Genomic DNA, 21453 nt, shown 5'->3' with positions numbered 1-21453 from the left:
TGCTGCCGGAGCTTTATATTGCCTTGTCGCGTATCGCGCGCGGGTCAATGACGGCCGAAGTCCTCGTTGCCGGGTAGGTTGTTGCCAACCATTATACTATTTTTGTTGCTGGTGCAACTCAAATTTTGGTTATGGGTAAACAGCAACATCATTCAGGCAGACCGGCTATTTTAAGCTTGCTGGAAAGGCAGGCCTGGTACGAACCCGCGCGACGCGCTTTCTGGAGCAATCCCGACCTGTTGATGGCTGCAAAAACGACCGTCGTCATGGCCTTCCTGTCAATTCCGTTTGTGCTGGCCGGTTTACCCTTACTCTCGGTTACGCTGGCCCTGGGAGCCCTGGCCGGGGCCCTGTCCGAAACCGACGATCATCCGCGGGGGCGAATCAAATCGCTGGGATTAAAGGTGATTAGTTTCGGAATATCAAGTCTGTCGGTTGAATTGCTTCGTTTGTACCCGGTTTTGCTGGGATTGGGTCTGGCCGCTTCGACCATTGTTTTCCTTTTGCTTGGCGGGCTGAGTGAACGCTACCGGGGCGTAACCTTTGGGGCCTTGTTGGTGGGCATTTACACCATGTTGGGAGCCGAAATCAGTCCGGCATGGTACTGGCAGCCGGTATTGCTTACGTCAGGGGCCCTTGTTTACGGCATTTTCTCGTTGGCTTTACTGTATTACCGTCCCTGGCGGTTGCTCGAAGAACAACTGGCTCGCGGCTTTTTTGCTTTATCGAAATACCTGGATGAAAAAGCCAATCTTTTTCCCAGCAACGAAAAATTGCAGGGAGAAGTGCGAAACCGGCTTGCTTTGCTGAATGTTCAGTTGGTAACGGCGCTGGATCGTTGTAAAGAAGTGCTGAACAGTTACGGGGATGCCGTAAAAGATGAAGCGCAAATAAGGCCCTACCTCGAACACTTCATGTTGTTGCAAAGCCTGCACGAACGGGCAACCTCCAGCCACGAAAGGTATGATCACCTGAGTCGCGACGCGGCGAACCGCGAGATCATGGAAGGAATTGGCCAATTGTTACATCAGCTTGCCCGGGCAAGCCGTAATTTTGCATACAGCCTGTTGATCCGCATTCCTTACCATCACCCGGCGGCACTCGACTGGACTGTAAAAGCGCTGAACGATCAACTTGAGAAATATCGCCCTGACCAGGGTAACCCATTGATTTTGCTGGTGCGAAACCTGTCTCGGTCAAACAGTTTGCTCCGCAACTTGAATGACGATCACCGGTCAGGACTGATACCGCGGCTGGAAAAGGACAGCCGCAGCCTGAAACAACGGCTGAATGATCAGCTTCGTTTCAGTCACCCGCGCATGAGGCACGCTATCCGCTTAAGCCTTTGCCTGCTTGCCGGATTTTGCATTTCCGAAGGTTTTGCGCTTGAAAAAGGAGAATGGATTATCCTGACCAGTTTGTTTGTGTGCCAGCCCAGTTACAGCGAAACACGCCGGAAATTATTTCAACGTGTTCTGGGCACCTTGAGCGGTGTTTTTGGCGGGGTGCTTGTTGTTCAGTTATTACCCACCGTTGCCGGTCAGGTATTGCTGATGTTATTGGCTGCTTTTGCTTTCTTTGTCTGGCTGCGGCGGAACTACGCCGTTTCGGTTGTTTTTATCACCATCTTTGTTTTGTGCGCCTTTAACCTGATTTCGAGCCAGGGAGTTGCTGTTATGTTTCCCCGCATGTTCGACACGATGATCGGTTCTGCCTTAGCCATTTTAACCGTTCGGTTGCTGTGGCCCGATTGGCAACACAAACGCATGCCCGGGCTGCTGAACGAAGCGATGACTCACAATGCCGCATATTTTCAGGCCATCCTGAACGAGTATCGTCAGGCAAATGCCGGTGACGACCTCGGGTACCGGATTGCCCGGCGACAGGCGCACCGGGCCGATAATGCACTGGCGCTGGCCTGGCAGGATATGCAGGTGGAACCCCGGAAACGCAGGCAGTTCAGGGAACAGGCATTCACCCTGACTTATCTGAACCATGCGCTGCTTTCCTACTTATCGGCCCTTGGCGCTCACCGCGATCCGGTAGAAACAAGCGCAGACGACCTGTTTGACCTGGCCTCACAAATTTTAGCGGTTTTGCAGGAAACCAGCCGGTTGAACCCGGAGAACACCGGAGAAAAACACCTCCGGCTGAATGACACCATCGCCCGCCTGAGAAGCCTGATGGCTGAACCCGGCCCGCCGGCGGCCCGCCAGCAATATACCCTGTTGTACCACATCGCTGAGGTAACCCTGAAAATGATTGACCGGTCAAGAATTTTCAGACCGGGACGGGTTCAACCCGGCGATTAAAAAGAATCTTGCCTGATTTTGGGTTTCTGAGATCGATTTCACTCGTCTTTCTGAAATGAAAACCTTATTTTTACTTCTGCTGAAATACAATAAACAGATACCTATGAATTACATTGACGCCTACATCGAAGAACATAAAGACCGTTTTCTGGATGAACTGTTTGGTTTGATCCGTATCCCTTCCATTAGTTCCATATCGGCCCATAAGCCCGATATGTACCGGGCTGCAGAGTATTGGCGTGACATGCTGCTGAAAGCGGGAGCCGACAAAGCCGAAATATTTGAGACCGAGGGAAATCCGGTTACTTATGCCGAAAAGCTGATTGATCCGTCCAAACCAACCGTGTTGATTTACAGCCATATGGATGTGATGCCGGTTGAGCCGCTCGAGTTGTGGAAATCTGCTCCTTTTGAACCGGAAATCCGCGAGGGGAAGATCTGGGCGCGCGGAGCCGATGACGATAAAGGGCAGGGGATGATGCACGCCAAAGCGTTTGAGCTGATGGTCAAAACCAACACGCTTCCCTGTAATGTGAAATTTATGATTGAAGGGGAAGAAGAAATTGGTTCGCCAAACCTGGGAAAATGGTGTGAAGAGCACAAGGAGATGCTGAAAGCGGATATTATTCTGGTATCGGATACTACGATGATCCGGCCCGATTTGCCTACGATAACGACGGGCCTGCGCGGGCTGGCTTACTGGCAGGTGGAGGTAACCGGCCCGAACCGCGACCTGCACTCCGGTTTGTTTGGCGGCCCTGTGGCTAACCCGATCACGGTGTTGTCGAAAATGATTGCCGGGATGATTGACGATAACGGGCGGATCACGATTCCGGGTTTTTACGACGATGTGCTCGAAACTTCTGCCGAAGAACGCGCTTTGCTGGCCGAATCGCCTTTTCATGAAGAATCATACAAAAAAGCCATTGATGTGGCCGAGTTGACAGGCGAGGCGGAGTTCTCTGTCCCGGAGCGGACCGGGATTCGTCCGTCGTTTGACGTTTGCGGCATTTGGGGCGGTTACACCGGAGAAGGAGCGAAAACCGTGTTACCATCAAAAGCATTTGCAAAGGTCAGTTGCCGGCTAGTTCCAAATCAAAATCACGAGAAAATTGCCATCCTGTTTCAGGAACATTTTCAACGGATTGCCCCTAAAACGGTAAAAGTAGAGGTGAAATCGTTGCATGGCGGGCAGGCTTACGTTTGCCCGATCGACCTGCCTGCTTACCGGGCAGCCGAAAAAGCTTATGTCGATGTATTTGGCCGTCGGCCGGTGCCTTTCCGTAGCGGCGGCTCCATCCCGATCATTTCAACGTTTGAGCAAATTCTGGGCATCAAGTCCATTTTGATGGGCTTTGGACTGGAGTCGGATGCCATTCATTCACCCAACGAAAACTTTCCTCTCGATCAGTTTTATAAGGGCATTCAAACCATACCCTTATTTTACAAATATTTTGCAGAAACAACCTTGTAACCGGGATCGCGGTAAATTTGGTTGAACACAACGAGGAACGGGAGGAATTTGCACAAAATATAATTCCTCCCGTTTCGTTATTTCAGGGTAAAAACTCAAATGTATCTGTGATGAAAATTAATTTAAAACGAGTGTATCTCCTCTTGTTGGTTGTTTTGTTTTATTCGGGATGTAAAAAGGAAGAAAGCAGCAAAGCTCCCATAATTCCGCCATTTGAAACGATGGTAATCGATTTTGGCGGGATGACGGCGAGTTCAGCCAAATCGGCGACAGTTGAAGGGCAAACCGAAATACTGTCTGAAACAAATTGGGCTTATTCTGCTATTTCTGTCGGGTTTTGGAATGTCATGATTGGTACGACCCTTGCCGTTCCGGTAGCATCGTTCCACGCGGCCTTTCATAAAACGCCGGTTCAGCTTGATGATCATACCTGGCAATGGTCTTATTCGGTTGACGGATTTACCAGCCAGTACACCGCCCGCCTGGTTGGCGAAATTCAGACAAACCGGATTAAATGGGAGATGTATGTTTCAAAAACAGGAGTAAACCCGTTCGACGAATTTTTGTGGTTCGAGGGAACTTCCAATACGGATGGAAAAAGTGGGCAGTGGATCCTTTATCTCAGTCCCGAATTTCAGGAAGAAGTCATTCAAATTGACTGGAAGAAAGAAGGAGATGATGTTGGCGAAGTGAAGTACACCTATGTTCGCGAACTCAATAACGACCGGATGCCGGATGATTATAAAGGCAGTTACCTGATTTACGGTTTGCAGGACCAGGTTTTTGATGCTTTTGTCTCCATTCATATTTATCAGAGTCAATCCAACAATTTTACCGATTCAGTTATCGAATGGAGCCGTTCAGATTTCTCCGGCCGGGTAAAAGCCCTGGCTTATTTTGGCGATAGCGACTGGCATTGCTGGGATTCAAACGGCAACGATGTGATTTGCGAAGAATAATTGCCGTTGAAAACATGTCGGGCCGACGAATGTGAAGAATTTAAACACAAAGGCACAACGTATTCAGATAAATTTCTTTGTGACTTTGTGTTTGATTTGGTTTTCAAAACTTGCCGAATTTAAAAATCAGGCCAACCGTTAAGCCTTTCAGGATATCCGGATCAGTCATGTCCAGATCAATATCCGATGTCAGACGGTAGCTGGCTATTGCAGCCATACGGAAGTGGCGGGTCATATTAAATTCGAGTTCAACGGCAGGTTCAAATACCCAAAATACATCGCTGAGGCCGTCTTGTTCCCACCAGTAATCCCAATGGTTGTGATTTTCGATGTATGCCACCCCGCCTAAACCGAATAATATGGGGAAGGAAAGGTGCACCGGCAGCCTGGGCGCCAGGATGGGTTCGATAAAAAGTCCCCCGTATCCGCCTGATAAGCTGTAGTCGAGGTCGTTATGAAACGGGTTGTTGTAGTTGATGTCGTTGATAAAGCCGTAACCTCCCAACCCGATGGCAAAAGAATGGTTGATAATCCATCCGCCACGGGCGCCTGCCACAAAAGCATCTTTATTATCGATCTCGGTGTAGGCTATGCTGATGGCTCCGTATCCGCCGTTCGACCGGCCTGTTCCTGAAAAAATTGTGCCCATCTCCCTGCTGTCGTAGCCCTGGGCTGTTGCCAGTTGTACCAAAAGTACCGATAACATAAATAGTCCTGATTTTCTCATATCTGTTTGTTTAATTGTTTCTAAAAGACATACCGGATGGTTACGGCGAAATCGAAGGGCTGCAGGTGAAAGAAATTCCGGCCAAATAAGCTGAAATAGGGTTTCACCTCGAGCCCAACCGTCAACGGAATGTCCCAAAAATTGTATTCCACGCCGGCCAACGCGTCCAATCCAGCAACCGGGCTTCCGCGATTTTCCCGGTTGTCGTGCGGTCCGACCCGCGGGTTGTAGGCTCTCCACCGTTCAAATCCTACATGGGCGCCAAAGCCATAGATGACCACAAACTCATCCGAAAATTCTAATAGCCCGGGTTCATGAAATTCTTTCAGACCGGTAAATTGTATGCCATTGTATCGTGTACTGAGCAGCGCCCTGTACGAAAGATAGTCGTGTGCAAAAGCCCGGTATTCAATACCGGAGGTGATCCCTCCGCGTATTCCGACAGCACGGGTAACGTTTTGTGATTTTACCGGATTTGTTTGAAAAAGAAAGAGTAAGGCAATGATGTAAAGTTTCTTCATATCGATCGGGTTGAAATCGGATAAACGGAAGTTTCGGGTCTGATTCAATGATTAATTGTCGTTAATGACTTTGCCGCTTCCCGAGATATTGCTGTGTATAACGGGTGTGTTAATGTAGCGTACATTTCCGCTTCCCGAGATATTTACATCCAGCGTATGGCTGACATTGACCAGGGCTTCGCCCGAACCGGAAATGGTCATCTGGCAATCTTCCTGTTCCAGGTGATAGCTGGCTATTTTTCCGGAGCCGCTGATGCGCATTTCCGAATGGCTGCACTGTCCGTTGAGGTTGATTTGACCGGAACCCGAAAGGATTGCTTTTAGTTCGCCGGCGTCGACGGATGCTTTTATTTTTCCCGAACCGGAAACGCTCACTTCAAACCGTTCGGCTTCAAGGTGTCCGGTTTCAATTAAGCCCGATCCGCTCAATTGCAACTGCTTCACCTGAGGGCTGAACAGGTAAATTTCAATGGGGAATTTGTTGTTGAGGTTGCGCGAACGCTTGGTTTTGATTGTCAGTTGGTTGCCGTCGATCTGTGTTTCGATGTAAGGCAACAGGTTCGATTCGGCGGTCACTTCGATGGAGGGTTCATCTCCCGGTAATACATAAACCTGGAAGGAGCCGGATGAACTGACCTGGTCGAAGTAAACCGCATCGCGCTCTTCCGTTTGCAAACGTCCGTTACCTTCTATCCCAAAATCATCGAAACACGAGCTTAATCCGGCAACCAGCGCCGTTAAAAGCGCCATCAAGGTAAATTTCATTGTATTCATGCGTTTTCTGTTTTCGTTTTCTGAACATGGGGTGTTTTTGTTTTCAACTTCAATAAGACACACTTTTTGGGGTATGGTTGCGTGCCGGTGAAAATATCGTAGGCTGAACGAAACCTTACAGTGTTTTCAACCGGACATTTCCACCGGTGGCGTTCAGTTTAAGTTTTTCTTTTCCCTCGGTTTTCTTTCCAAAATACCCGTGCAGCAGGATTGTTTGCTCTTTCTGGTTTATTTCGTCCTTGTCCGACACCGTAAATGATTCGTCGAGGTTCAGGTTTGATTTGGTATGGCTGATTTCAAAATTGAATTTCGATTCGGGTGAAAAGTACAGGTTGATGTCGGTTGAGCGGCAGTCGATGTACAAATCACTGAAATCGGCCCCGATTTTTTCAAGTTCCAGGTCGCCGTAGTTCAGGCGCATGGAGGCGCGGCCGGTGAGGTTTTCAATTCTGAAGTTGGAAAAATTCGCCTCGGCGTCAATCCTGCCGGTTTGTTTGATCCTGAACTTATCGCGCCGCGAATCAGCGCGGAGGCTTTTGTTTTCAATGAGTTCAATTGCCGATGATTTGCTTGTAACCGTCAACTGGCCCGATTCCTTGATATACACATCGCTGTAATTTGCGTTGATCTTTCCCTGCGGAAGACTGTTGACTGACGCGCCGGCAAAGTTCAGGGTGATGGTTGTTTTATTGGTCAGGTTATGCGCCTTTAACTTGCCGTTGCTCAGGTCGATGGTGGTTTCTCCTTTGTAATCGTCCAGGTAAATATCGCCGAATTTATTTTCAACTTTTAGCGGATTACCTGCCGGCAGCCAAACCTGATAATTTATTTCGATGCTGCCGTTGTTTTGGAGCAGCGATTCTTTGAACCGGAGGAACTCGCTTTCGAGCTGCGTGCGGTTTTTGTCGGGCAGCGTGCGGATAACCAGGTAATGGGCGGTGTTGGCAAAATCAAAGTCGATGTTGTCGAGCGATTTTTCGAGTTTCGAGGCCTTTTTCATATCCACAAGCATTTTCACTTGCACAACCACCGAATCCTTGGGCCAGGTATTGAGCTCGATCTTTCCGTATTTATTCGAAATCTCGATGGTGGTTTCGGGGCTCACCTTAAACGACCGCTTAAACTGGCGGGTTTCGGTAAATTGGGCTGTGGCCGTGTTTAGTCCGGCAAAACCAAGCAGCAGCAAGACAATCAGTTGGCGAAACTTATTTTTCATCTTCATCACCTTTAGCAGTTAATTTGTTCCAGTACCTCGTCTACCAACTTCAAACGAAAGCGGTTGTTCTCGATCATGGCTTCAATCACTTCTTTGTTCGAGATATTTTCTTTCAGGTCCTTTCGCAATTCGTTGTACATGTGTTCCAGTTCCTGTAAATCGTCTTCCACTTCCTCCTGTAATTCAGGGTTTAGCCGGTAACATTTACGGATTTCTTCCAGTTTCCCGTGAATCTGCTGGGCGTAGTAGGCTTCGGCTTCCAGCAATTCACGCATCTCTGGATTGGCGTCGGCGCCCAGCCTGGTTCCATCCCGGTTGAATACCAGCGAACGTACAACCACACCCGATCCAAGCAGGACGATCGCCAGGGCGGCGGCGATGCTGATCCACCGGCGCGGCAGGCTTTTTTTTGCCTGCTTTGGCAGCCGCCGGTTCAGCTTCTCCCAGATTTCGGGCGGCGGCGTATGAATATCGAACTCATCCCGATGCCCCGTAACAAACTCTTCTAAGCGATCATTCTTCATACTGTGCGCATTTGTTGTTCTTTCAATAAATCGTAAACCCTTCGTTTTGCCCGCATATACTGCGATTTCGAGGTTGACTCGGTGATGCCTAGTATGCCGGCAATCTCGCCGTGGTCGTAGCCTTCGAGCAGGTACAGAGAGAAAACAATCCGGCCGCCTTCAGGCAAATCATTCATGGCTTTGAGGATCTGTTCTGTCGTAATCTCAGGCGCATTCATCTCATCATCGGTACTCCGGTGGTCTTTGATCTCGTCGGAATAGACCAGCTCGACTTTTCGTTTTTTCAGGGCATTGATACAGCTTCGGACCGCAATGGTTTTCAGCCAGCTGCCAAAACCCGACTCGTAACGAAAACTGTCGAGTTTGGTAAATGCCTGCATGAATACTTCCTGTAGCATATCTTCAGCGTCCTCGCGGTTGTTCATCATGCGATAACACAGGTTGAACATCGCTTTGGAGTATAGCTGATATAACTGAAAACGGGCTTTATCGTCGCCCCGTTTACAATCTTCAATCAACGATTGATGTATGAATGCCGCTTTGCCCAAATTGTTTTGTTTTCGCTAATAGAGACAAGAAAAATGATGCAGGGTTGCAAATCAGTTTAAAAATTTCAGTTTTGGGATAATTTCAGATATTGTGTAATCATTTTCCAGAAAGATATCCGGAATAACGCCTTCAACGGGGGAATCTCCTCCTCGCTGGACAAATTCTTTAGGCGCCACAAAAAAATCTGCACACATGTGTGGAAGCCGGAAAGTCAGATAATCGCCGTAGTAATGAATAGTGCCACCTGTTTGTTGTCCAGCCAGTTGTCCCAGTTTGTATTCTTTCACCATCCCGGCAAAGGTAGCTGCGGCGCTATATGTCCGGTTATTGATCAGGACGAAAACATTTCCGTCGAAAAAATCTGATTCCGGCCCCGGGCGGTTGATAAACATGTTGTTGTCGAATATAAAAACCGTATCAACAGGCAGATTAGCTATCAATTTGTACGTATCGGGCTTCTTTCCCTGATAATATTGCTTTACCTCATCGCTTACCCGTAAGGCAATGGATTTGTATTGGGTATAAGGCGTCCTGATCAGGTAGTTTAACAGAGAATCTACACTTCGGCTGTTTCCCCCGCTATTGTCGCGAATATCTATAATCAGGTTTTTGCAGTTTACCTGCCTGACGGTATCGAATGCCTGCCGGAGAAAAGGGCTCAGGTCATCGGCAAATTGTTTAATCTTCAGCAAAGCAAACGTGTTGAATTCCGGGAACGACAATTCATAGTTTCCCTGATTTTTTTCAGGATAATACTTATTCTTCAGCTCAAAGAAGGTACTATTCGATACGGGAGCAATGTTTATTGAAAAAATTGAATCAGGAGAGGCAAGCGAAAGATGATATCTGGTTTGTTCACCAAAAAACATCCAGAAATAGAGACCAAAATATCGTTCGATTTCCTGATCGTTAACTGCCGCCGATTGCTTTTCCGAACCGGAAAGTTTCCTCATTTTCATGAGGATTTCTTCAGACGCAATGGAATTGATGGACGAGATCTTTGCCCCTTCAACTTGACTTGACCGGTTGTCGCCGAAGTATTGATCAATCACGATCATATCGTCTTTTAGTCCGACAGTGAAAGGCATGGTAACACCTCCATGCTGCATATATTTCATTCTTTCAGAAGAAGGAACTGAGAACCCGGTATGTCCGTCCTCCAGAAAAGATAATAAATGCGATATCCGGATAAAACCTTCGTTGAAGGTGATACTGTCGGGAAGATCGCGTCTTACAGAATCAGCGTATACCTTCCATTGATTACAAAATCCGGCATCCAGAAACTTTGGATGGACATGCGTGACTTTCTGTGTCAGGTACTGAATATCTTCCTCAAAATCTGCTTTGGAGAAATAAGTTGGCAAATAATCCTGGGCACGAATTTGAATATGCCAAACCAGAACCGCTAAAAGAATAAACAGGATTTTTTTCATATGACAAGTGTTTTAATGATAAGGAAATCTCTGTTAATGACCTGACGGCTATTGAAGTATCGGTTTTCCCAATTAGAAAGATGCTCATAACAAAAAGCAAAATATCTTAAAAACGATTTCCCTATTGTAACCAATATTTACCCTGGGAAAATTTCCTCCTCAATATCCAGGCATCCGTTTCTTCTTAAAAAACTGTATTGTTCAAAATTAAAAAAAATCAGTCGGTATCCACGCAACCTTTTTGCCCCGGGAGTCATCTGCCTGTTGTAACTAACCCTAAAATATTTTTGCATGAAGAAAATCGCCTTGCTTGTTGTACTTCTGCTTTTTGTGTGCGGGGCTTTTGCGCAAAAACAAAAGAAAGAAGTCATCTACCTGAAAAATGGTTCGGTGATCAAAGGTCAGCTCGTGCAGGTCGACGATGAAAAAGTAGTCGTCCATTCGGCGCAAAATACCTGGGTATTCAGGCAGTCGGAGATCGATACGGTTGCTTCGAAATGGCTGGCAACGCCCCATGAGCCTGTAAGCAAAACCTGGTTTTTCAAAACCAGCCTGGGTCTGTTGCCCGGCGGCTCCGACAATACCAAAGAAACCCCCTTTTCGTTCGACGCTTCACTCAATGCCCGGTTGTTTGCTGGCCTGTACGCGGGACTGGGTGCAGGGATCGACTTTCTGGAAGAATCGTACCTGCCGGTTTTCATGAACCTGGAATACCAGTTCCGTCGTTCGCGCTTTACCCCCTTCGTGGGCGTTCAAGGGGGCTATCTGCTCCCGGTTGACGGCGAAGTGAACATGCAAAACGGGTACTATTACTACGATATTCTGCCGTATTCGTCCTATTGGCCGTATCCGCAGCAAACGCTCGATAACAAAGGCGGACTGATGCTGAACCCCTCATTTGGTTTCGTGAGCCACATTAATCCCAACCTGGGCATCTCGCTGGCCTTTGGTTACCGTTTCAGCCAGGTGACTTTTAAAGGAGAAAACAGCTACGAGCTGGAAACGAATTACAACAGGTTGTCGGTACGATTGGGAATTTTATTCAATTAAAACATGAAAATGATGCAAACAAAATCAACTTATACCGGCCTGATCTTCTTTTTGATGTTGCTGTTTTCGGGCTGTCAGGATAAAATATACGAGTCGTTTATGGCGAATTCGCCGGTTTATCTCGGTTACGAAGAATTGCGGTTGTCGGTAAAAAAAGAAACGACCCGGGCCATCGCGAATCCCGGTAAAATCTATTTCAAGGATGATTTCCTCTTTATTAATGAAGAGATGAAGGGGGTGCATGTGCTGGACGTTCACGATCCGGCCAATCCAACAGCCGTGGCGTTTATCAACATCCCCGGGAATGTGGATATTGCCATTAAAGAGAATGTTTTGTATGCCGACAGTTACGTGGATCTGGTGGCGGTTGATGTATCCGACCTGAACAATATCCGCGAAGTTGGACGGATTAAAGATATTTTCCCCTACACCGTTCCCGAGTACAATACCGATTACCGGCTGGCCGAGGTAGATCAGGAAAAAGGGGTTGTTGTTGAATGGGAGATTAAACAGGTCAAGGAACGGGTTAATCAGCATTATTATCCCATCTATTATTACCGGTCGTATGCTGAAAAGCTTTCTTACGACATGGCAAACTTCTCGTCGTCGGCCGGAGGGGTGGGCGGCAGCGGGAGCACCTTTGGCGTTGGCGGCTCCATGGCCCGGTTTGGCCTGTACGAAAACTACTTGTATGTGATCGACAATTACCAGCTTTATACCTTTCGTATTACCAACCTGGACAGCCCGGTTAACCTGGGAGCAAAAAGCATCGGCTGGAATATCGAAACCATGTTTCTTTACAACAAACACATGTTTTTAGGAACAAGAAGCGGCATGTTGGTTTATAGCCTGGAGATAGCACAAAATCCGACCTACGTGAATCAGTATTCCCACATCACCAGCTGCGACCCGGTGGTCGTGCAGGACGATCTGGCTTATATTACCCTGCACGACGGCGGCTGGTGCGGGCGTTCGGTGAACCGGCTGGATGTGGTGGAAATGAAAGACGGTTACACCAAAATGAATATGCTGGCCAGTTACCCGATGGCTAACCCGCACGGGCTGGGTATCGACGGCGACCTGCTGTTTTTATGCGACGGCGATGCCGGACTGAAAGTGTTCGATGCCTCCAACCCGCTGCAGATTTCATCCAATAAAATTGCCGAGTTTCCGAATATCAATGCCTATGATGTGATCCCGGTCAATAACTACCTGTTTATGATCGGCGATGCCGGCTTTTATTTATACGATTACAGCAATGTGCAAAATATACAGTTATTGTCAACGATTCCCGTTTCAGCTAGTCATGACTAGTGCGTTAATTTCAATTACCCGATCCGGTCAAAATCTTTTGGCCGGATTTTTTGTTTTAGAATTTATCTGTCGGCCAGGTTGAATGACTTGGTTAAAACTACTATTTTTGCCATTTAGCTAATTCTGAAAGATCGGTATGAAGAAGATATTTAGCCGCCTGTTGTTGAGTCTTGTCTTCCTGGCCTTGTTGGCCGGGGGATATCACTTTTTTGAATCGTCGACTTATCCGAAAACGGATAGTCATTCATCCGGGGAAGCGGAAGTACATACGCCGGTAAAACTGCCCGACAGTTTATATTTTGCCGGCGAACGGGTACCGCTCGAGTATTTTGACGTGCGCGAAAGCCTCGACCGGGAGTTGCTGGTCAACAGCTATTTTCATTCGCAAACCATTCGTTTTTTGAAAATGGCGCCCCGCTTCTTCGCGATTATTGAACCGGTACTACTGGCCGATTCCATCCCTGCCGATTTTAAATACCTGGCGCTGGCCGAAAGCGGTTTCGATCCGCGTGCTGTTTCTCCCGCCGGGGCAGTGGGCTTCTGGCAATTCATGAAAGGAACGGCCACCGATTACGGGCTTGAGGTGGGCAGCGAGGTTGACGAACGTTACCACATTGAGCGGTCGACCCTGGCCGCCTGCCGTTATCTGAAAGATTCATACAAAAAATACGGAAGCTGGACACTGGTGGCTGCGTCGTACAATGCCGGGCGCAGTTTTGTCGACCGGCAGATTGGCCGGCAGGGCGAAGCAAGCTATTACGATTTGCTTCTGGGCGAAGAAACCAGTCGTTACGTGTTCCGGATTATGGCCCTGAAACTGATCCTTGAAAATCCCGAAGCCTTTGATTTTAAGGTGAGAGACGACGAGAAATATCCCCTCTGGGACACCCGGACCATCGACATTAACAGCCCGGTAAAAGACTTTGCCGAATTTGCCCGCGAACACGGAACAAACTATAAAATACTGAAGATGCTGAATCCCTGGCTGCGCGAAACCTACCTGACCAATGCCAGGGGCAGGACCTACACGATAAAATTGCCGGCTGAAGGGTTTCGGACGAAAACAAATTGATGAATATGCAGGAAACAGAAACAATAGCTTTGACGGACGAACTGATCGGTCAGGAAGAAACGATTGCAGTGCACGGCGCCCGGGTGCACAATCTTCAGAATATCAATGTCGAAATCCCGCGAAATAAGCTGACCGTTATTACAGGACTGAGCGGCAGCGGGAAATCGTCCCTGGCTTTCGATACGATTTATGCCGAAGGCCAGCGCCGTTACATTGAAACATTCTCGGCTTATGCCCGCTCATTTCTGGGAAATATGGAACGCCCGGATGTGGATAAAATCACCGGTTTGAGCCCGGTTATTTCCATCGAGCAAAAAACAACCAATAAAAATCCCCGCTCAACGGTTGGTACGGTAACCGAGATTTACGACTTTTTACGTTTGTTGTACGCCCGGGCGGCCGATGCTTTTTCGTATCATACGGGTGAGAAAATGGTCAAATATACCGACGACCAGATTCTGAAACTGATTTCGGACCATTTTGCAGGCAAGCGGATCCATGTAATGGCCCCCCTGGTTCGCGGACGAAAAGGACATTACCGCGAGCTTTTTGAACAAATCCGTAAAAAAGGTTTCCTGTATGCCCGCATCGACGGCGAAGTGCAGGAACTGAAACCAAATATGCGTGTTGATCGGTACAAAAACCACTTTATCGAAGTGGTGATAGACCGGTTACTCCTCGAAGAAGAAAGCAGTAAGCGGCTAAAAGATTCGGTCCATATGGCCATGAAGCAGGGACACGGTATTTGCCTGGTGCTGGATCAGGAGTCGGGAGAGGTGAAATATTACAGCCGGCAACTGATGTGCCCCACAAGCGGGATTTCGTACAACGAACCGGCGCCGCACAACTTTTCCTTTAATTCCCCGCAGGGGGCTTGTCCCAAATGTAACGGGCTGGGGCAAATTGCCGAGACTGATCTGGAAAAGATAGTCCCCGATTCTGCACTGAGCATTGCCAAGGGAGGAATTGCCCCGCTTGGACCGCAAAAGAACACGCTCATTTTCTGGCAAATCGAAGCGCTGGGCGATAAATACGGTTTTACGCTGAAAACCCCGGTCAAAGATATTCCCGAAGATGGCTTGAATGCTATTTTGTACGGAACCAATGAACGGATCACGCTGAAAAACTCTCCGCTGGGCGCTTCGGTGAATTACATGATGACTTATGAAGGAATTGTGAAATACATTGACAGCCAGCGCGATGATAATCCGTCAAAAACGGCGCAAAAATGGGCCAACCAGTTCATCCGCGAAAAAACCTGCATCGAGTGCGACGGACACCGGCTGAAAAAGGAATCGTTATATTTCAGGATTGATCAAAAAAATATTTCAGAGCTGGCCCAAATGGATATTTCGGAGCTAAGCACCTGGTTTTCGGATTTGGAAGACCGGATTAGCGACCGTCAGCGTAAAATCGGCGCCGAGGTGATCAAGGAAATCCGCACCCGGATCGGCTTTTTGCTCGACGTGGGTCTGGAATACCTGTCGCTCAACCGGGCCTCGGCCACGCTGTCGGGCGGCGAATCGCAGCGTATCCGCCTGGCCACGCAAATCGGCTCGCAACTGGTGAATGTGCTGTATATTCTCGATGAGCCGAGTATCGGGCTGCATCATCGCGATAACCTGCGTTTGATCAATTCGCTGGAAAAACTGCGCGATACCGGGAACTCGGTCATTGTGGTGGAACACGATAAAGATATGATGCTCTCGGCCGATTATCTGATTGATATGGGCCCCTATGCAGGACGTCACGGCGGCGAGGTGGTAGCGTCCGGAACACCACAGGAGGTGCTGAAAGCCGGAACGCTGACCTCGAAATACCTGAACGGAGAGCGCCGGATTGCTGTGCCCGAAAAACGAAGGGAGGGTAACGGGAAGGAACTTAAACTCACCGGATGCAACGGGCACAACCTGAAAAATGTTCAGGTAAGTTTTCCCCTGGGTAAGCTGATCTGTGTGACCGGCGTTTCGGGAAGCGGCAAATCCAGCCTGATCAACGGGACCTTGCAGCCGATCTTAAGTCAGCATTTTTTCAAATCGTTAAAAGATCCGCTGCCCTATGAGAAAATTTCGGGATTAAAAAATATTGACAAGGTGGTGCAGGTCGACCAGTCGCCTCTGGGGCGTACGCCGCGGTCGAACCCGGTGACCTATACCGGCGTATTTTCGGATATCCGGGCTTTGTTTGCCCAGCTGCCCGAAGCCAAAATCAGGGGCTATAAGCCAGGCCGGTTTTCATTCAATGTAAAAGGAGGGCGCTGCGAAGACTGTCAGGGTGGCGGACTGAAACTGATCGAGATGAATTTTCTTCCCGACGTGTATGTTCATTGCGACAGTTGCAACGGCAAACGGTACAACCGCGAGACGCTGGATGTCCGTTATAAAGGAAAATCGATCAGCGATGTGCTGGATATGACCATCAACCAGGGCGTTGAGTTTTTTGAAAGTTTGCCATCGATTGTACACAAGTTAAAAACCCTGCAGGAAGTCGGACTGGGTTACATTACCCTTGGCCAGTCGTCAACCACGCTTTCGGGAGGCGAGTCGCAGCGCGTAAAACTGGCTACCGAACTGGCTAAAAAAGATACAGGCAAAACCTTGTATTTACTCGATGAACCGACAACCGGCCTTCATTTTGAGGATATCCGCGTATTACTTGACGTGCTCTACAAGCTGGTTGACCGGGGAAATACCGTAATTGTGATTGAACACAACATGGATGTGATCAAAGTCGCCGATCACATTATCGACCTGGGGCCGGAAGGCGGGCGGGGAGGAGGGCAGGTGTTAAGCGCCGGAACTCCTGAAGAAATTATCAAAAACAAAAAATCGTATACGGCTAAATATCTTAAAAATGAATTAGCTTTATAAGCCATTTTCTGAATCAACAACTATGAAAACCATCGACATTTATTGTAAAAACACCAATACCGTTAAGTCGTACCCGTTGGGGATTACCCTGGATGAAATCAAAGACGATCTGCAGATAAAACTGAATAACCCCGTTTGCGGGGCATTGGTGAACCACAAGGTGAAAGAACTTTCATTCACGGTGGTCAAATCAAAAAAAGTAGAGTTTATAGACTATAGCCATGTCGACGGACGGCGCTTGTACGTACGCTCCCTGTTGTTCCTGCTTTATGTGGCCGTTCGCGAAACTTTTCCGCAGGTAAAACTGAAGGTGTTGAACGGAATCAGCCAGGGCTACTATTGTGAATTGATTGGCCTGGGCCGACCGGTTAATGATTCGGATATTTTTGAATTGAAAAATGAAATGCGCGAGTGGGTCAGACGCGATCTGCCTTTCGAGAAACGAGGCTTGCTGACCGAAGAAGCGGTTGAAGAACTGACCAAACAGGGACTGGAAGAAAAGGCCAAGTTGTTTGAGCAACAAGGGCTGTTGTTTTCGTATTTGAATTACCTGAACGGCTATGCCAATTATTTTTACGGGCATCATGTCCCGTCAACCGGTTACCTGTCTACCTTCGACATTGTCCCTTATTTTGAGGGAATCTTACTGCAGGTCCCCAAACCGAATTCATTTAACGAGGTGTACGAGGTTATTTTACAGGACAAGTTGTTCGGCATCTTCAAGGAACATAAAAAACGGGCCGAGCTGCTTGATGTGCCCAACCTGGGACAACTGAACGAATACACGGCAAACGGGAGCGGCGGTGATATTATCAAAATATCGGAGGCCCTTCACGAAAAGAAAATTGCCGAGATTGCCAATATGATTGACGAACGCCGGGATACGGTGAAGGTGATCCTGATTGCCGGGCCTTCGGCTTCGGGTAAAACAACATTCAGCAAACGTCTGGCCGTTCAACTGGCCGTTAACGGCATAACGCCGCATATGATTTCGCTCGACGATTATTTTGTCGACCGCGAACATACCCCGCGTGATGAGAACGGGAACTATGATTTTGAAGCGCTCGAAGCCATTGATGTTGAGTTTTTTAACCGACAACTCCTACAGCTTTTTAACGGCGAAGAAGTTGAATTGCCCCGCTTTAATTTCATCCTGGGCAAAAACGAACCTTCGGGCACAAAATTGCGCCTGGGAAATGGCCATTTACTGATTGTTGAAGGAATACACGGCATGAACCCCGGGCTGATGCCGCATATTAAGAACGGACGCAGCTTTAAAATTTTCCTTTCGGCCTTAACGCAGATCTCGCTGGATGACCACAACCACATTTCTACCACCGACAACCGGCTGATCCGGAGGATGATCCGCGACAGCAAGTACCGGGGCTACTCGGCTGCCGATACCATCAAGCGCTGGCCCAGCGTGAGAAACGGCGAAGAAAAAAATATCTTCCCTTACCAGGAAAATGCCGACGTGATGTTTAACTCTGCCCTGATCTACGAGCTGGCCGTACTTAAAAAGTATGTCGAGCCTTTGTTGAAAGCGGTTCCCGAAGCTGTTGAAGAATACTGTGAGGCCAACCGCCTGCTGAAATTCTTCAGTTATTTCCATCACATCGACGACAGTGAAATCCCGCCGACATCGCTGATCCGCGAGTTTTTGGGAGGAAGCAGCTTCCGGTATTAAGCATTTAAACCACCCATGTGGTTTTGAAAAGAAAAACCTGAAGGGATTAAATAGGAGTAACCGCGGGTGTAAACCCGTGGCAAACAATGATGCACAACACAGAAGCCCGAAGCGGGTTCAATCATTAGGGAACATTTCTGATCCCGATTTGCGTGATCCGGTATGGAATAAATGTGGGCAGAAAAAGAATAATCTCCGGTAATTCAAAGAAGCAAAATATAAGGGTGAATGACAATTTTCCCATCCATCTGTTCTCCTCCGGGATATTTTTAAACAGTCCGTGAATTTTTTTTAAGAATAATCAGAAAACTTTACTTGTATATAAAGTTTTCATTACCTTTGGCAAAATTTTTACAGATGGAAGTTCGTGACAGAATTATAGAAGAAGCATCCAAACAGTTTTTAAAATTGGGCATCCGTACCGTAACGATGGATGAGATTGCGGTTAACCTGGGGATTTCCAAAAGAACGGTCTATGAAACGTTCAAAGATAAAAAAGAATTAATTCAGACCTGTCTGGATGGGTTTAGTGCCTATCATGAGCGACGGAACAATGAAGTCATTGCTATCTCCGCCAATGTCATTGAAGCTATTTTTACTTTTCTGAAAGAGGGGATTAAAGCGATAAACTCGATTAATCCTGCTTTTTTTTACGATTTGAAGAAATATCATTCGGATATTTGGGAACCGCATTATAAAGCCAGCCAGGTGAATGGTTATAACCGGACCTACCGCTTATTGCGCAAAGGGGTGAATGAAGGTTTGTTCCGAAAAGACATCAATATTCCCATTGTTGCCAGGTTGTTTCATGTCCAGATCAATATGCTCACCGATGAAAGTTTCTTTCCACCCGAAGAATATTCCATCTCGGAAGTGTTCAGCGCCCTGATGATCAATTTTTTCCGCGGAATTGCCACGGCTAAGGGGATTGAACTGATTGAACAACTGGAATCTTAATTTTTTTGTCTTGCAGAAAACTTTAAAAAATACAAAAGTATTCAAAGTTTATGATTGATGATGAAGCAATAATCAAACGGACATTTAGCCTGTATGCAAAATACGGCATCAAAAGCATCAGTGTGGATGAAATTGCCCGGGATATGGGTATTTCAAAGAAAACGATTTACGCTCATGTGAAAAGCCGGGATCATTTGATTGAGCGGGTTGTCGAATTTAGTATCCGGCAGTTTGTGCAGGGGCTGCGTAGCCTGATTAAGCCTTCCGACGATGTTTTTACCCAACTGGGCGTTTTTTATGCTTACCACATTCAACAGCTACGCAATTTCAATCCCTCTTTTTTACCCGACCTGAAAAAAGTAAGCTGTAAACTTTTTAACCGGATTAAGGAGGTGAGGGACCATCATATTTACGGACTGGCCGAAGAAATTCTGCAGCAGGGTATTCGGGAAGGCCTTTTTCGGGACGATCTGGATGTGAAATACATTTACCTCAGCCAAATGGCAAAAGTATCGGCTTTCACCGGTACCCCGGTTTTTGACGAAAGAGGTCCTGATTTCGAGCTGATTCTTTTTAAGTTAATCCTGAATGAGATCAGGGGCATGACAACCGAAAAAGGCTTCCGGCAAATGGACGAACGGTATGATCAGTTACTTCAGTTGATAAAATAGAAACAAACAATTAAGCAATTTCTGATGATGAAAACGAATCTGTTCTTTTTGATGATGCTGGTTTTATTCTTTGGCAGAACGGCCGGGGCACAGGAGAAACTGACGCTCAGCCTGGATGCGGCCAAAGTGTACGCCCTGAATTACAACAAAACAATGATTAATTCGGGGCTTTCGGTCGATCAGTCGCAGGAGAAACTCCGGGAAGCCATTGCCGCCGGTTTGCCCCAGGTAAATGCCACTACCGACTACACCAACGCGATGGGTGCAAAAATCAGCATTCAGTTTGATGAGAATGCGCCGGCATCACAAATTCCGATTAAACCAACCAGCAATTTTAACCTGCAGGTGGGGCAGCTGATCTTTAGCGCTAATTACCTGGTTGGCCTTCAATCGGCAAAAATTTACAAACGCATTACAGAGAAAAATCTGGAAAAAAGCGGGCAGGAAATTGTCAGCCAGGTGACCGGCAGTTATTACCTGGTCCTGGTTTCGGACGAGTCGGTTAAAATTCTGGAATCCAACACGGCCAATCTGGACGATGTTTACCAACGGACAAAACCAATGGTTGAAGTCGGCATGATGGAACAAGTGGAACTGGATCAGTTACTCGTTCAGGTGAATAGCCTGAAAAATGCACTGAAAGCAGCACAGCGCCAATCTGAAATAGCCAGGAATATTCTTCGTTTGCAGCTTGGCGTATCAGCAGAAACCGAACTTGATCTGACCGATACCCTGGCCGACCTGTTGACCGGGAGAACCATTCCGGGAAGCCTGGGCAAAACCTTTTCGCCCGAACAAAATATTGACTACCAGTTGTTGGACATCCAGGAGGAAATGAGCGAAAAGCAGGTCGATATGAGCAAGGCAAGTTATCTGCCCTCTTTGTCGGGCTACTATTCGTTTACCCACAAACTCTTAAAACCGGCTTTCGATATGTCGCCGGCCCACCTGGTTGGGCTGAACCTGAATATTCCGGTTTTCTCGGGTGGTGAGCGTCGGTCAAAAGTAAAACAGGCCGAAATCGATCTGGAGACGATGCGAAATAACAGGGCCCTGTTGCAGGATCAGCTCGAAGTTCAGTACCGGCAGCTAAGTTACAATCTGAAGAATGTACTGGAAACCTACGAGCTTCAAAAACAAAATGTGGAAGTATCGCGCGAGGTTTACAAACGCCTGAAGGAAAAGTTTGAACAAGGGGTTATCTCAGGTCTGGAACTGACAACAGCTGACAATAATTACCTCAAATCAGAATCCGATTTTTTACAGGTAAAATTGGAGTTGTTACAGGCTCAAAACGAGTTAAATACGCTGACTGGAGAATACAAAACAATTAAATAATGCAG

At 47.5% G+C, this 21453-nt stretch carries 18 protein-coding genes; 11 read left to right on the top strand and 7 right to left on the bottom strand.

All coding sequences use genetic code 11. The features are described 5' to 3' along the window. The first annotated feature begins 131 nt into the window (after positions 1-131). The 3 genes from yccS (at position 132) to ACOIT5_RS02810 (ending at position 4745) form a co-directional block, all read left to right on the top strand. Positions 132-2312: a YccS family putative transporter gene (yccS, locus tag ACOIT5_RS02820; RefSeq protein ID WP_423128953.1), complete on the top strand. Its 2181-nt coding sequence runs from the start codon at positions 132-134 to the stop codon at positions 2310-2312. A gap of 103 nt (positions 2313-2415) precedes the next feature. After that, a complete protein-coding gene (locus ACOIT5_RS02815; protein WP_423128952.1) occupies positions 2416-3786 on the top strand; it encodes a dipeptidase in 1371 nt (456 codons plus the stop codon). Between the two features lie 110 nt (positions 3787-3896). Beyond that, on the top strand, positions 3897-4745 hold the full coding sequence (locus ACOIT5_RS02810) for a hypothetical protein (protein WP_423128951.1): 849 nt from the start codon (positions 3897-3899) through the stop codon (positions 4743-4745). 103 nt (positions 4746-4848) lie between these two features. On the opposite strand, the gene ACOIT5_RS02805 is transcribed toward ACOIT5_RS02810, so the two are convergent. The 7 genes from ACOIT5_RS02805 to ACOIT5_RS02775 form a co-directional block, all read right to left on the bottom strand. Further along, positions 4849-5472, bottom strand: coding sequence for a hypothetical protein (locus ACOIT5_RS02805; protein WP_423128950.1), 624 nt, complete (start codon positions 5470-5472; stop codon positions 4849-4851). 20 nt (positions 5473-5492) lie between these two features. After that, a complete protein-coding gene (locus ACOIT5_RS02800) occupies positions 5493-5993 on the bottom strand; it encodes a hypothetical protein (RefSeq protein WP_423128949.1) in 501 nt (166 codons plus the stop codon). 51 nt (positions 5994-6044) lie between these two features. After that, entirely contained in the window at positions 6045-6767 is a 723-nt protein-coding gene (locus tag ACOIT5_RS02795) for a head GIN domain-containing protein (protein ID WP_423128948.1), read from the bottom strand. 115 nt (positions 6768-6882) lie between these two features. Further along, the gene (locus ACOIT5_RS02790; protein ID WP_423128947.1) at positions 6883-7983 is read right to left on the bottom strand and encodes a hypothetical protein; all 1101 of its coding nucleotides are present in this window, start codon (positions 7981-7983) and stop codon (positions 6883-6885) included. A gap of 11 nt (positions 7984-7994) precedes the next feature. After that, positions 7995-8507 carry a hypothetical protein gene (locus ACOIT5_RS02785; RefSeq protein ID WP_423128946.1) on the bottom strand — a complete coding sequence of 171 codons (513 nt, stop codon included), beginning with the start codon at positions 8505-8507 and terminating at the stop codon, positions 7995-7997. Further along, entirely contained in the window at positions 8504-9055 is a 552-nt protein-coding gene (locus tag ACOIT5_RS02780) for an RNA polymerase sigma factor (protein WP_423128945.1), read from the bottom strand. The genes ACOIT5_RS02785 and ACOIT5_RS02780 overlap by 4 nt, the downstream gene beginning before the upstream one ends. 51 nt (positions 9056-9106) lie before the next feature. Further along, positions 9107-10489 (bottom strand): S41 family peptidase, encoded by a 1383-nt coding sequence (locus ACOIT5_RS02775; protein WP_423128944.1) that lies wholly within the window; start codon positions 10487-10489, stop codon positions 9107-9109. A 291-nt stretch (positions 10490-10780) separates the two neighbouring features. On the opposite strand from ACOIT5_RS02775, the gene ACOIT5_RS02770 reads away from it, so the two are divergent. From ACOIT5_RS02770 to ACOIT5_RS02735, 8 genes are all read left to right on the top strand, one after another. Beyond that, on the top strand, positions 10781-11539 hold the full coding sequence (locus ACOIT5_RS02770) for a hypothetical protein (RefSeq protein WP_423128943.1): 759 nt from the start codon (positions 10781-10783) through the stop codon (positions 11537-11539). 9 nt (positions 11540-11548) lie between these two features. Beyond that, entirely contained in the window at positions 11549-12853 is a 1305-nt protein-coding gene (locus ACOIT5_RS02765; protein ID WP_423128942.1) for an LVIVD repeat-containing protein, read from the top strand. A 136-nt stretch (positions 12854-12989) separates the two neighbouring features. Continuing rightward, complete coding sequence (locus tag ACOIT5_RS02760) at positions 12990-13925, top strand: lytic transglycosylase domain-containing protein (RefSeq protein WP_423128941.1); 936 nt, start codon at positions 12990-12992, stop codon at positions 13923-13925. Positions 13926-13930: 5 nt separating this feature from the next. Next, on the top strand, positions 13931-16795 hold the full coding sequence (gene uvrA / locus ACOIT5_RS02755; protein WP_423128940.1) for an excinuclease ABC subunit UvrA: 2865 nt from the start codon (positions 13931-13933) through the stop codon (positions 16793-16795). A gap of 22 nt (positions 16796-16817) precedes the next feature. Then, positions 16818-18482, top strand: a complete 1665-nt coding sequence (locus ACOIT5_RS02750) for a nucleoside kinase (RefSeq protein ID WP_423128939.1) — start codon at positions 16818-16820, stop codon at positions 18480-18482. Between the two features lie 357 nt (positions 18483-18839). Then, the gene (locus ACOIT5_RS02745) at positions 18840-19439 is read left to right on the top strand and encodes a TetR/AcrR family transcriptional regulator (protein ID WP_423128938.1); all 600 of its coding nucleotides are present in this window, start codon (positions 18840-18842) and stop codon (positions 19437-19439) included. A 50-nt stretch (positions 19440-19489) separates the two neighbouring features. Further along, the gene (locus ACOIT5_RS02740; protein ID WP_423128937.1) at positions 19490-20110 is read left to right on the top strand and encodes a TetR/AcrR family transcriptional regulator; all 621 of its coding nucleotides are present in this window, start codon (positions 19490-19492) and stop codon (positions 20108-20110) included. A gap of 24 nt (positions 20111-20134) precedes the next feature. Further along, positions 20135-21448, top strand: coding sequence for a TolC family protein (locus ACOIT5_RS02735; protein WP_423128936.1), 1314 nt, complete (start codon positions 20135-20137; stop codon positions 21446-21448). Positions 21449-21453 lie beyond the last annotated feature (5 nt).

It is taken from the genome of Gaoshiqia hydrogeniformans (genome assembly GCF_049347105.1).
Taxonomy (GTDB): Bacteria; Bacteroidota; Bacteroidia; order Bacteroidales; family Prolixibacteraceae; genus Gaoshiqia; species Gaoshiqia hydrogeniformans.
This window is presented reverse-complemented; position numbering and strand designations above follow the sequence as displayed.

Bases quoted from the DNA above. Each gene is read 5' to 3' on its own strand.
- ACOIT5_RS02790 (WP_423128947.1), bottom strand. From the start codon at position 7,983: ATGAAAAATAAGTTTCGCCAACTGATTGTCTTGCTGCTGCTTGGTTTT.
- ACOIT5_RS02760 (WP_423128941.1), top strand. From the start codon at position 12,990: ATGAAGAAGATATTTAGCCGCCTGTTGTTGAGTCTTGTCTTCCTGGCC.
- uvrA (WP_423128940.1), top strand. From the start codon at position 13,931: ATGCAGGAAACAGAAACAATAGCTTTGACGGACGAACTGATCGGTCAG.
- ACOIT5_RS02750 (WP_423128939.1), top strand. From the start codon at position 16,818: ATGAAAACCATCGACATTTATTGTAAAAACACCAATACCGTTAAGTCG.
- yccS (WP_423128953.1), top strand. From the start codon at position 132: ATGGGTAAACAGCAACATCATTCAGGCAGACCGGCTATTTTAAGCTTG.
- ACOIT5_RS02800 (WP_423128949.1), bottom strand. From the start codon at position 5,993: ATGAAGAAACTTTACATCATTGCCTTACTCTTTCTTTTTCAAACAAAT.
- ACOIT5_RS02815 (WP_423128952.1), top strand. From the start codon at position 2,416: ATGAATTACATTGACGCCTACATCGAAGAACATAAAGACCGTTTTCTG.
- ACOIT5_RS02745 (WP_423128938.1), top strand. From the start codon at position 18,840: ATGGAAGTTCGTGACAGAATTATAGAAGAAGCATCCAAACAGTTTTTA.
- ACOIT5_RS02735 (WP_423128936.1), top strand. From the start codon at position 20,135: ATGATGAAAACGAATCTGTTCTTTTTGATGATGCTGGTTTTATTCTTT.
- ACOIT5_RS02770 (WP_423128943.1), top strand. From the start codon at position 10,781: ATGAAGAAAATCGCCTTGCTTGTTGTACTTCTGCTTTTTGTGTGCGGG.
- ACOIT5_RS02740 (WP_423128937.1), top strand. From the start codon at position 19,490: ATGATTGATGATGAAGCAATAATCAAACGGACATTTAGCCTGTATGCA.
- ACOIT5_RS02785 (WP_423128946.1), bottom strand. From the start codon at position 8,507: ATGAAGAATGATCGCTTAGAAGAGTTTGTTACGGGGCATCGGGATGAG.
- ACOIT5_RS02765 (WP_423128942.1), top strand. From the start codon at position 11,549: ATGATGCAAACAAAATCAACTTATACCGGCCTGATCTTCTTTTTGATG.
- ACOIT5_RS02775 (WP_423128944.1), bottom strand. From the start codon at position 10,489: ATGAAAAAAATCCTGTTTATTCTTTTAGCGGTTCTGGTTTGGCATATT.
- ACOIT5_RS02795 (WP_423128948.1), bottom strand. From the start codon at position 6,767: ATGAATACAATGAAATTTACCTTGATGGCGCTTTTAACGGCGCTGGTT.
- ACOIT5_RS02805 (WP_423128950.1), bottom strand. From the start codon at position 5,472: ATGAGAAAATCAGGACTATTTATGTTATCGGTACTTTTGGTACAACTG.
- ACOIT5_RS02810 (WP_423128951.1), top strand. From the start codon at position 3,897: ATGAAAATTAATTTAAAACGAGTGTATCTCCTCTTGTTGGTTGTTTTG.